11 protein-coding genes are annotated in these 10,247 nt (G+C 72.9%); 8 read left to right on the top strand and 3 right to left on the bottom strand.

Going from position 1 to position 10,247, the window contains the following annotated elements; all coding sequences use genetic code 11:
* Window positions 1-713, top strand: a 713-nt coding sequence (locus tag H5J29_RS09815) for an FtsX-like permease family protein (protein WP_181780614.1), incomplete at its 5' end; no start/stop codon positions are given.
* Window positions 714-752: 39 nt separating this feature from the next.
* Here H5J29_RS09815 and H5J29_RS09810 read toward each other — a convergent pair.
* Entirely contained in the window at window positions 753-1,187 is a 435-nt protein-coding gene (locus H5J29_RS09810) for a nitroreductase family deazaflavin-dependent oxidoreductase (protein WP_181780613.1), read from the bottom strand.
* 286 nt (window positions 1,188-1,473) lie between these two features.
* Between H5J29_RS09810 and thiD the strand changes: the two genes are divergently transcribed.
* The 5 genes from thiD (at window position 1,474) to H5J29_RS09785 (ending at window position 6,999) form a co-directional block, all read left to right on the top strand.
* Entirely contained in the window at window positions 1,474-2,334 is an 861-nt protein-coding gene (gene thiD / locus H5J29_RS09805) for a bifunctional hydroxymethylpyrimidine kinase/phosphomethylpyrimidine kinase (RefSeq protein ID WP_181780612.1), read from the top strand.
* Window positions 2,335-2,583: 249 nt separating this feature from the next.
* Entirely contained in the window at window positions 2,584-4,839 is a 2,256-nt protein-coding gene (locus tag H5J29_RS09800) for a xanthine dehydrogenase family protein molybdopterin-binding subunit (RefSeq protein ID WP_181780611.1), read from the top strand.
* The gene (locus H5J29_RS09795; protein WP_181780610.1) at window positions 4,836-5,408 is read left to right on the top strand and encodes a (2Fe-2S)-binding protein; all 573 of its coding nucleotides are present in this window, start codon (window positions 4,836-4,838) and stop codon (window positions 5,406-5,408) included. Before H5J29_RS09800 ends, H5J29_RS09795 begins: the two co-directional genes overlap by 4 nt.
* On the top strand, window positions 5,405-6,232 hold the full coding sequence (locus H5J29_RS09790) for an FAD binding domain-containing protein (RefSeq protein WP_181780609.1): 828 nt from the start codon (window positions 5,405-5,407) through the stop codon (window positions 6,230-6,232). Before H5J29_RS09795 ends, H5J29_RS09790 begins: the two co-directional genes overlap by 4 nt.
* Window positions 6,233-6,378: 146 nt before the next feature.
* The gene (locus H5J29_RS09785) at window positions 6,379-6,999 is read left to right on the top strand and encodes an antibiotic biosynthesis monooxygenase (protein WP_181780608.1); all 621 of its coding nucleotides are present in this window, start codon (window positions 6,379-6,381) and stop codon (window positions 6,997-6,999) included.
* 40 nt (window positions 7,000-7,039) lie between these two features.
* Here the strand turns inward: H5J29_RS09785 and H5J29_RS09780 are convergent, their stop codons facing one another.
* The gene (locus H5J29_RS09780) at window positions 7,040-7,573 is read right to left on the bottom strand and encodes a LuxR C-terminal-related transcriptional regulator (RefSeq protein ID WP_246393698.1); all 534 of its coding nucleotides are present in this window, start codon (window positions 7,571-7,573) and stop codon (window positions 7,040-7,042) included.
* 519 nt (window positions 7,574-8,092) lie between these two features.
* On the opposite strand from H5J29_RS09780, the gene H5J29_RS09775 reads away from it, so the two are divergent.
* A complete protein-coding gene (locus tag H5J29_RS09775) occupies window positions 8,093-8,497 on the top strand; it encodes a hypothetical protein (protein ID WP_181780607.1) in 405 nt (134 codons plus the stop codon).
* Window positions 8,487-9,371 carry a hypothetical protein gene (locus H5J29_RS09770; RefSeq protein ID WP_181780606.1) on the top strand — a complete coding sequence of 295 codons (885 nt, stop codon included), beginning with the start codon at window positions 8,487-8,489 and terminating at the stop codon, window positions 9,369-9,371. The genes H5J29_RS09775 and H5J29_RS09770 overlap by 11 nt, the downstream gene beginning before the upstream one ends.
* 26 nt (window positions 9,372-9,397) lie before the next feature.
* Here the strand turns inward: H5J29_RS09770 and H5J29_RS09765 are convergent.
* On the bottom strand, window positions 9,398-10,247 hold an 850-nt coding region (locus H5J29_RS09765), incomplete at its 5' end, for an SGNH/GDSL hydrolase family protein (RefSeq protein ID WP_246393696.1).

The raw sequence follows: 10,247 nt of genomic DNA, 5'->3' as shown, positions 1-10,247 counted from the left end.
CCGTGCTCGCCCTGGGCGTGGGGCTGACCTCGGCGCTGCTCGTGGGGATCGCCGGGGCGACCTCCTACGCGGAGGAGACGGTGGACCAGCAGTTCCCGACCGAGGTCGTGGTGGAGGGAACGGACCTGCTCGCCGTCGCCGCCCGACTCACCGCGAACCCGTCGCTCACGGTGACGACGGAAGCGGCGCGGGTGCTCGTCGACCCGGTGGTCGGGCTCCCGGCGCAGGCCCTCCGCGAGGCGGTGGACGCCGCCGTCGCCGGTGCGCCGGTGAGCGTGCAGTACGTCGGTGACCTGCGCCGCGAGGTCGAGTCGAGCTTCGCGATGGCCCGTGCCATCGGGTTCGGGCTGGTGGGGATGACGCTGCTCGTCGCGGTCGTCGGCGTCGGGGTGACGTTGATGCTCTCGGTCACCGAGCGCACCCGCGAGACGGGGCTGCTGCGCGCCGTCGGCCTCACCCGCGGCGGGGTCCGGGGGATGGTCGCGGCGGAGGCGGCGCTCGGTGGGATCGCCGCGGCGGTGCTGGGTGCGGCGCTCGGTGGCGGAATCGGGGTGCTCGCGCTCGAGGCCCTCGGCTTCCCGCGCTCGCTGCCGCCCTTCGGGCAGCCGGCGGTGCTGGCGGCGGGGGTGGTGCTGGTCGCGGTGCTCGCGGCCACCGCCCCGGCTGCCCGGGCGGCGCGGGTCACGCCGATCCAGGCCCTCGCCGCGACGTGAGCGGGCGGGACAGGAGCGCTCCCGTCCCGCCCGGGACGCTCAGGAGGTGGGCTCCAGCACGAAGACGGGGATCTCGCGGTCGGTCTTGGTCTGGTACTCCGCATACGACGGGTAGGCCTCGACGGAGCGCTCCCACCAGGCTGCCCGCTCGTCGCCCGCGACCTCGCGGGCGGTGTAGGTCTTCGTCACCGTGCCGTCCTGCAGCGGGAACTCGGGGTGCGCCTTGATGTTGTAGTACCAGACGGGGTGCTCGTCCGCCCCGCCCTTCGACGCGACGACGGCGTAGTCGCCGTCGTGCTCCACCCGCATCACCGGGGTGTAGCGGAGCTTGCCGGACTTCGCACCGCGCAGCGTCAGCAGCACGATCGGCGACCCCAGGACCTCGATGCCCTCGGTCGTCCCGGTCTCCAGGATCTTCTCGGTCTGATCGCGCACCCAGCCCGCCGGGCTGAGCTCCACCTTCTCGTCGGCCATGACCGCAGGGAACCCGTTCCGGGCGCCGTCCATTCCGGGCGGTCGGGTGATCTCGGTCGGCGGAGGGCGGCGAGGTCGATCCAGGGCCGACAACGGTCCGGCGGCCACCGGTGCTCCTCCCTGCTGGGGGCGTCTCCCACGCACCGGCGACGGTTCGTGGCCGAACGCGGCGAGCGACTACCGTCGGCGTACACGCACACGCGGGAGCTCGGAACCGGGCTGAGAGGGCGCGCCGAGGTCGCCGACCGCAGGAACCGGCCGGGTAATGCCGGCTGAGGAGGACCACATGCCCGAACCCACCCGCGGCACCACCCCGCCCCGCGTCATGACGATCGCGGGCACCGACTCGGGCGGGGGCGCGGGCATCGCCGCCGACCTGCGGACCTTCGCGGCCTGCGGGGTGCACGGCTGCCTCGCCGTCTGCGCGGTCACCGTCCAGAACACGCTCGGGGTCACCGGCGTGCACACCATCCCGCCGGAGACCGTGGCCGCCCAGATCACCAGCGTCGCGTCGGACATCGGGCTCGACGCCGTGAAGACCGGCATGCTCGCCGGCGCGGAGATCATCGAGGCGGTCGCGGCCGCGTGCGACGCCAACGGCATCGGCGCGGGGCGCCGCACCCCGCTGGTAATCGACCCCGTGGCCGCGTCGATGCACGGCGACCAGCTGCTGGCCGACTCGGCGCTCGACGCCTTCCGCGACCTGCTCTTCCCGCGCGCCACCCTCGTCACCCCCAACCTCGACGAGGTGCGCCTGCTGATCGGGATCGACGTACACGACCGCGCCGCCCAGTACGCCGCGGCCAAGGAGCTGCACGCCCTCGGACCCGCGAACGTGCTCGTCAAGGGCGGTCACCTCGCGGAGGACACGGACGGCTGCGTGGACCTGCTGTTCGACGGGGAGACCTTCACCGAGCTCCCCGGCCCCCGGTTCACCACCGGCGACACCCACGGCAGCGGGGACTCCCTCGCGGCGTCGATCACCTCGGGCCTCGCCCGCGGGATGTCGGTGCCCGAGGCCGTCGCCCTCGGCAAGCGGTTCATCGTCGAGGCGGTGCGGTGGTCCTATCCCCTCGGTCAGGGTCACGGCCCCGTGTCGCCCCTCTGGGCGGTCCGGCCCTGGTGGGAGACCGCGCCGGCTGGGTAATCGTTCGTTCAGTGATGCCGGTCATACTCCCGCAGGTGCGGGAGTCGATGCGCGCCCGCTGCCGCTGATGCGGCGCCCTCGGGCGTGAGGCGAGCGCCTTAGGGTGGGCTAACCTGCAGGTCAGGGCGTTGTCGCAGCTCGCAGCGGGGGCGTGGCCGGACTAGTGTCGCTGGCGATGAGCGAGCTTGTGAGCGAACGAAGGACACAGCGCCTGCGCGAAGCGTCGACCTCGCGCGGCGAGGGAGAGCGATGAGCATTCTGGGCACGCGCGTCGTGCGTACCGAGGACCCGGTGTTCCTCACACGGGGCGCCACCTACACCGACGACCTGACCGACGAGCGGCTCACCGGGGCGCTGCACCTCACCCTGGTCCGCTCCCCGATCGCGCACGCGACGATCACCTCGATCGACATCGAGGCCGCCCTGGCGGCCCCGGGCGTCGTGGCCGTCTACACCGGGGCGGACTGCGACCTGGCGCCTGCGCTGCTGTTCCCCGCCGCGAACAAGGCGATGCTGCGGCCCTTCCTGGCCACCGACCGGGTGCGCTACGTCGGCGAGGCGGTCGCGGCCGTCCTCACCGAGGAGGCGTACCAGGGCGAGGACGCCGCCGAGCTGGTGGACGTCGACTACGAGCCGCTCGACGTCGTGGTCGGGATGAAGGACGCCCTGAAGGACGAGGTGCTCCTCTTCCCCGAGGCGGGCACCAACAGCGTCACGAAGATGCACCTCGCGAAGGAGGAGGCCCCCGAGGACCTCTTCGCGGACTGCGAGGTCGTGGTCTCGAAGGAGATCCTCAACCAGCGCGTGGCGGCGGCGCCGCTGGAGACCCGCGCCGCCTCCGGCTACTGGGGCGAGGACGGTCGGTGCACGATCTTCTGCTCCACCCAGAACGCACAGTCCGCGCGGGACGAGGTCGCGGGCTGGATGGGCATCGACGCCAAGGACCTCCGGCTGATCCTGCCGGACGTCGGCGGCGGCTTCGGCGCCAAGATCGGCGCCGACCCCGAGTTCGCGCTGGTCGGGTGGCTGTCGAAGAAGGTGGGCCGTCCGGTCCGCTGGAACGAGAGCCGCTCGGAGAACATGACCGGCATGGTGCAGGGCCGCGGCCAGCTGCAGACCGTCACGATCGGCGGGGACCGGGACGGGACCGTCAAGGCCTACCGCCTCGACGTCGTCGCCGACGCCGGTGCCTACCCGCGGCTGGGCGTCGCCCTGCCGATGTTCACGCGCATGATGGCGCCGGGCACCTACGACATCCCGAAGGTCTGGTCGACGGCCAAGGTCGTGGCCACCAACACGACCTCGACGGCCGCCTACCGCGGGGCCGGTCGTCCCGAGGCCACCCAGGCCATCGAGCGCGCCATGGACCTGTTCGCCGACGCGATCGACATGGACCCGGCCGAGCTCCGCAAGAAGAACGTCGTCAAGCCCGAGCAGTTCCCCTTCACCACGAAGGGCGGCGCGGAGTACGACACCGGCGAGTACGCGAAGGCCATCGACCTGGCCCTGCAGGCCGCGGACTACGAGGGACTGCGCGCGGAGCAGGCTCGGCGGCGCCAGGAGGGCGGGCCGCTGCAGCTCGGCATCGGCGTCTCGTCCTACGTGGAGATCACCGGCGGTGGCGCGTTCGTCGAGAACGCGACCGTCGAGGTCCACGCGGACGGCACCGTCACCGTGCTCACCGGCACCTCGCCGCACGGGCAGGGGCACGCCACGGCGTGGGCCATGCTCGCGAGCGAGGAGCTGGGCATCCCGGTCGACAAGATCACCGTGATCCACGGCGACACCGATCTGATCCCCAAGGGCGCGGGCACGATGGGCTCGCGCAGCCTGCAGACCGGCGGCATCGCGGTGCACAACGCCGCGGTCGAGCTGGTCGAGCTGGCCAAGCAGCGCGCGGCCGAGCAGCTCGAGGCGAACGTCGACGACCTCGTCATCGAGAACGGGACCGTGCAGGTCAAGGGCACCGGGACGGGTGTCTCGCTGGCCGACCTCGCGGGTGCCGACGAGCTCAAGGTCTTCCACGAGTGGGACGGCAAGAAGCCGACCTTCCCGTTCGGCGCGCACGTCGCGCTCGTCGAGCTGGACGTCGAGTCCGGCAAGGCGACCGTCGAGCGGATCTGGGCGGTGGACGACGCGGGCCCGATCCTCAACCCGCTGATCTTCGACGGCCAGCGGCACGGCGGCATCGCGCAGGGCATCGCCCAGGCGATGCTCGAGGAGGTCGTCTGGGACGAGGAGGGCCAGCCGCTCACGGCGACCTTCGCGGACTACGGCATCCCGTCGGCGGCGGAGCTGCCCAGCTTCGACCTGGTCACCATGGAGACCCCGACGACGATCAACTCCATGGGCTACAAGGGCATCGGCGAGGCCGGGACCATCGGGTCCTGCCCCGCGGTGCAGAACGCGGTGATCGACGCCGTGTCGCACCTCGGCGTCGAGCACATCGACATGCCCCTCACCCCGTTGCGGGTGTGGGAGGCCATCCAGGAGGCCTCGAAGTGAAGGTAGAGATCACTGTCAACGGCGAGCGCACCAGCGCCGACGTCGAGCCCCGCACGCTGCTCGCGCACTACCTGCGCGAGAACGTCGGGCTGAAGGCCACCAACATCGGCTGCGACACCACGTCGTGCGGGGCGTGCACCGTGCTCGTCGACGGCGAGTCGGTGAAGTCCTGCACGGTCCTCGCCGTCCAGGCGGACCAGCAGTCCGTGACCACGATGGAGGGTCTGGGCACCTACGCCGACGGCGAGCTGTCCCACCCGGTCGCCGCCGCGTTCCGGCAGGAGCACGGCCTGCAGTGCGGGTTCTGCACCCCCGGCATGGTCATGGCCGCGGTCTCGTTGATCGACGAGAACCCCGACCTCACCGAGGCGGACGTCCGAGAGGGGCTCGAGGGCAACCTCTGCCGCTGCACGGGCTACCACAACATCGTGCGTGCGGTGCTGGTCGCGGCGGGCAAGGACCCGGACGCGGCGCAGGCCGCGGGGACCGAGGACAAGACGATCCCCCCGGGCTTCTCCACGGGGAAGGCGGAGCCGTCACGCACCGGGCCCGGAGAGGGTGACGCATGATCCCCGTCGGTTTCGACTACCAGCGCCCGGAGTTGCTCGACGCGGCGCTCGCGCTGCTCGCCGAGCACGGCGAGGACGCGACGGTCCTGGCGGGCGGGCACTCCCTGCTGCCGGTGATGAAGCTGCGGCTGGCCGCTCCCGAGGTCGTCATCGACATCGGGCGGCTCGCGGAGCTGAACTACATCCGGCTCGACGGCGACGAGATCGCGATCGGTGCGGCGACCCGCTACCGGGACCTCGTGGTCTCCGACGTCCTGGCGCAGGAGTGCGCGCTGCTCCCGGCCGTCGCCCGCACCGTCGGCGACCCGCAGGTCCGCCACCGCGGCACCCTCGGCGGGGCCCTCGCGCACGGCGACCCGGCGGGTGACCTGCCCGCCGCCGTCCTCGCGCTGGACGGGACGATCGTGCTCCGCAGCCCGCGCGGCGAGCGGAGGGTCCCGATCACCGAGTTCTACACCGGGGTCTTCTCCTCGGTGAAGGAGCCGGACGAGCTGATCGTCGAGATCCGGCTGCCGCGCACCGGCTCGACGGGCTGGGCGTACGAGAAGTTCACCCGGCGCAGCAACGACTGGGCGATCGTGGCCGTCGCGGTGGCGACCCTGCCCTCGGGGCGGCGCCAGCTCGGCCTGGTCAACATGGGCAGCACCCCGTTGCGAGCCTCCGCCACGGAGGCCGCGCTCGCCGAGGGCAAGCCGATCGACGAGGCGGCGGCGTTGGCGGCGGAGGGCACCGAGCCGCCGCAGGACAACGCAGGCACCCCGGCCTACCGCCGTCACCTGGTGACGGTCCTGACAAGACGGGCCCTGCAGACCGCCACCGCCTGACACCCCCGAACGAACGGCACTTTCGCTCACACCTACTGAGCGAGAGTGCCGTTCGTGCATTGTGCTCTGGGTCACATGGGTGGACGCTGTCCGACGCGGCCCCGCCGGTGCCGCCGGCTCGCTGCCGCTGCTGGAAGGAGACAGCCGTGTTCGCACGCTCCACCACGGTCCAGGCCCATCGAGGCTCGCTCGACCGCGGCATCGCCCTGGTCCGGGACGAGCTGCTCCCCGCGGTGCTCGACACCGAGGGCTGCATCGGGATGTCCCTGCTCGCCGACCGGGACTCCGGCCGCTGCATCGCGACGACGGCGTGGGAGTCCCGGGCCGCGATGAGCGACTCCGCGGGCATGATCCGGCCGATGCGGGACCGCGCCGCGGACACCATGGGCGGGACCGCGCAGGTCGACGAGTGGGAGATCGCGCTGCTGCACCGCGACCACACCAGCTCGCCGGGGGCGTGCGCGCGGGTGACCTGGCTGCGCATGGATCCGTCCCGGATGGAGCAGGGCACGACGATGTTCCGCGACGAGGTCCTTCCCGAGATGGAGCAGATGGTGGGCTTCTGCAGCGCCAGCCTGATGCTCGACCCGACCGAGGGCTACGCCGCCGCCTCCTTCGCCTTCGACTCCGCCGAGGCGATGGCCGCCACGCGGGACCGGGCGCTGCGGATGCGGGCGGGCACGGCCGCCGAGCTGAACGCACAGATCCTCGAGGTGGGGGAGTTCGAGCTGGTGATGGCGCACCTCCGCGTCCCCGAGCTCGTCTGACCCTGTGAGTGGCGATAGTCGCCAGAGCGACTATCGCCACTCACAGGTCGGTCAGGCCCGCGTCCTGGGCGGCGATGGCGGCCTGGGTGCGGGAGGTGAGCTCCAGCTTCGCCAGGACCCGGCTGACGTGCGTCTTCGCCGTCGCCTCGGTGATCACCAGCTCGCGGGCGATGTCGGCGTTGGACAGCCCGCGGCCCAGGCAGGCCAGGACGTCCCGTTCGCGCGGGGTCAGGGAGTCCAGCCCGGGCACCGCGCGGCGTGGGCCCGCCCCGGCGAACCGCGCGATCACCCGTCGGGTCACCTCCGGGGCCAGGACGCCGTCGCCGCGGGCCACGGCGCGGACGGCGTCGAGCAGGGCGGCGGCCTCGGCGGACTTGAGCAGGAACCCGGCGGCGCCCGCGGCGAGGGCGGCGTCGACGTAGTCGTCGAGGTCGAAGGTGGTGAGGATCAGGACGCCGGTCTCGCCGCCGAGCGCCCGGGTCGCCTCGATGCCGTCCGTGCCGGGCATCCGGACGTCCCGCAGGGTTCCGTGCCTCAGGAGCAGGCGCCGCAGGGTGGTGCGCCGCCGCAGCAGGGGGCTGCGCCTCAAGCTCCTGCGCCTCAAGCTCCTGCGCCTCAAGCTCCTGCGCCTCAAGCTCCTGCGCCCCAAGCTCCTGCGCCCCAAGCTCCTGCGCCCCAAGCTCCTGCGCCTCAGGTTCCTGCGCCTCAGGGGCCTGCGCCTCAAGGTCCCGCGCCTCAGGCTCCCGCACTTCAGGAACCCGCGCCCCAGGCTCCTGTGCCTCAGGGGCCCGCGCCTCAGGTTCCCGCGCCTCAGGTTCCCGCGCCTCAGGCTCCCGCGCCCCAGGGACCCGCGCCCCAGGGACCCGCGCCCCAGAGCCCCGCCGAACCCGGTGGCGAGGAGGGACCCTCCGGCCTGGCCCTGGAACCGGGAGGGCCCGACGCGGGCAACCTTCCCGGATCCCCCGCGCTGCCCCCTCCCACCACGACCACCGAGCCCCCCGCGGCCCAGCTGGTCGCCCCGCTCGCACTCAGCCCCGGTGGCCCCTCGATCGGCCAGCCGCTGGACCGGACCGTCGTCGAGGAGCTCGGGACCGTGCCCGTGGGCGAGGCCGCCGTGCGGGCGGTGACCGTGGCCAACCCGGAGCCCTACGCCGTCGAGGTCCGGGAGGTGAGCACCATCGCGGGCAGGCCCTTCGGGCTCGCCGAGGACACGTGCTCGGGCACGACGCTCCCGGCGGGCGGGTCGTGCTCGGTCGTGGTGCGGTTCAGCCCGGTGGCCCCCGGGGTCGCCGAGACCGTCGTGAAGCTCGCCCTGCGGCACGTCTGCACCGACAGGACCTACTTCCCCTGCACGTTCGACCCCGACGCCGACATCCAGACCGGCGTGCCGGACTTCAGCGCCGTGTCGCTGCCCGGCGGCGGGCTGGCGATCGAGTGGGAGACCGAGCTCCGCGCGGTACCCGGGATCGTGCTGTTCAGGGGAACCGGTGGCGGATGACCCGGAGGGCGGCTCCGCCACGGCCCTCGGCGGGCTGGAACGGGCGGTCCAGCTCGTCAGCGCGGTCGTCGCGCCGGTCACGCTGGTCACCGCGCTCCTGTTCTGGTTCGGCTGGACCCGCACGAACGCGGTGTTCCGGGAGTTCGGGATCGAGGCCTCCGTGCTGGGACTGTCCGTCCAGGACTATCTCGTGCGCAGCGTGGAGGGCCTGTACGTGCCGGTCGGGATCGCGCTGCTGCTGACCGTGGTGGGCCTGGGGGTCCACGGTGCGGTGGGCAGGCTCGTCGCCGACCCGGAGGCCGCGCCGAGCCTGCGGACGCTCTCGCTCGACGTCGGCCTCACCGGGGCCGTCCTGTTCGGGATCGGGGTCCTGGGGATCGTCTCGCCGAACGCCTTCGGTGCCTGGACCCTGCTCGCGCCCTGTTCCCTCGCGGCGGGCACCGTCCTGCTCTCGTGGAGCGTGAGCCTGTGGCGGCGGCTCGACGGCCGGGGGATGCGGCGCGGGTCGTGGCCCGCCCTGATGACGAGGGTGTCGACCGTGCTCTTCGTCGTCCTGGCCCTGTTCTGGGCGGCGAGCGAGTACGCGGCCGCCGTGGGACGGGGGGTGGCGGACGGGATCGCGCGCGACACGAGGTCCCGGCCGGGGGTCGTGCTCTTCAGCGAGCGGAGGCTCTTCCTCACGGGGGTGCAGGAGGACGTGCTGCCCCCGGACCCCGGGGACGCCTACCGGTTCCGGTACGCCGGGCTCCGGCTGCTGATCGAGTCCGGCGGGCGGCTCGTGCTCGTCCCCGACGGATGGACGCGCCGCTCCGGCTCCGCCATCATCCTGGCCGGCGACGGCATCCGGGTGGAGTTCACGCCCGCCGGCCGGTAGTCCGGCAGGCAGCGATCCGGAACCTGCTAGCGGAGCGCGAGGATCTGGTCCGCGATGAAGGTGTGGCCCGCCTCGGTGGCGTGCACGTCGTCGTCCGTGCACATGTACGTGAGCCGGCAGGCGGTGGCGACCGGCACCGGGATGGTGCCGTAGGGCTGCAGGTCGGTGGTCTGGTTCAGTGCGTCGTACCCGCCGGTGAGCTGGGTGATGTCGATGAACCGCGCGCCCGCCGCCGCGTAGGTCTCGCGCAGCACGGGGTTGAGCCCGTCCTGGAAGACCGGCTGAGAGGCGACGGCGTAGTCCTGGTAGCCCGGCTCCTTGCGGGTGTAGAGCCCGAGGTACGAGTCCGGGTACGTGAGCCCGACGATCGGGACGCTCGGGCCGACCAGCGCCCGCACCCGCTCGAGGGTCTCCTGGAGGTTCGTGCGCAGGTCGCCCATCGCGCGGGTCAGGCAGTCGTTGGTCGCCTGGTTGGTGCGGAAGTCCCCGGAGGCGTTCGTCTCGCCGAGGCAGCGGGTGGCGTCGTTGCCGCCGATGACGATCGTGACCAGCCGGACGCGGCCCGCGCTCGCGGCGAGGACCCGCTCGGCCGCCGCGAGCTGCGGCTCCGAGGGGTACGGCAGGGTGTCCTCGCCCTGCAGGTTCGACGCGCACCCGGCGTTGTCCACGAGGTCGGCGGAGGTGGCCCCCGAGCAGGCCAGGTTGACCAGCTGGATCGGCGTCCCGTCGGCGTTGAGCGTGGCCGTGACCTGGTACGGGAAGGCGAACGCGCTGGTCTCGCCGTTGCGGTAGCTGCCGGGGTTCGTGCCCGCGGCGTAGGAGTCCCCGAGCGAGAGGTAGACGTCCTTCGTGGGGTCCAGGGTCACGGCGGCCACG

This window comes from Pseudonocardia pini (assembly GCF_013870575.1).
Taxonomy (GTDB): Bacteria; Actinomycetota; Actinomycetes; order Mycobacteriales; family Pseudonocardiaceae; genus Pseudonocardia; species Pseudonocardia pini.
This window is presented reverse-complemented; position numbering and strand designations above follow the sequence as displayed.

Bases quoted from the DNA above. Each gene is read 5' to 3' on its own strand.
- H5J29_RS09810 (WP_181780613.1), bottom strand. From the start codon at position 1,187: ATGGCCGACGAGAAGGTGGAGCTCAGCCCGGCGGGCTGGGTGCGCGAT.
- thiD (WP_181780612.1), top strand. From the start codon at position 1,474: ATGCCCGAACCCACCCGCGGCACCACCCCGCCCCGCGTCATGACGATC.
- H5J29_RS09800 (WP_181780611.1), top strand. From the start codon at position 2,584: ATGAGCATTCTGGGCACGCGCGTCGTGCGTACCGAGGACCCGGTGTTC.
- H5J29_RS09790 (WP_181780609.1), top strand. From the start codon at position 5,405: ATGATCCCCGTCGGTTTCGACTACCAGCGCCCGGAGTTGCTCGACGCG.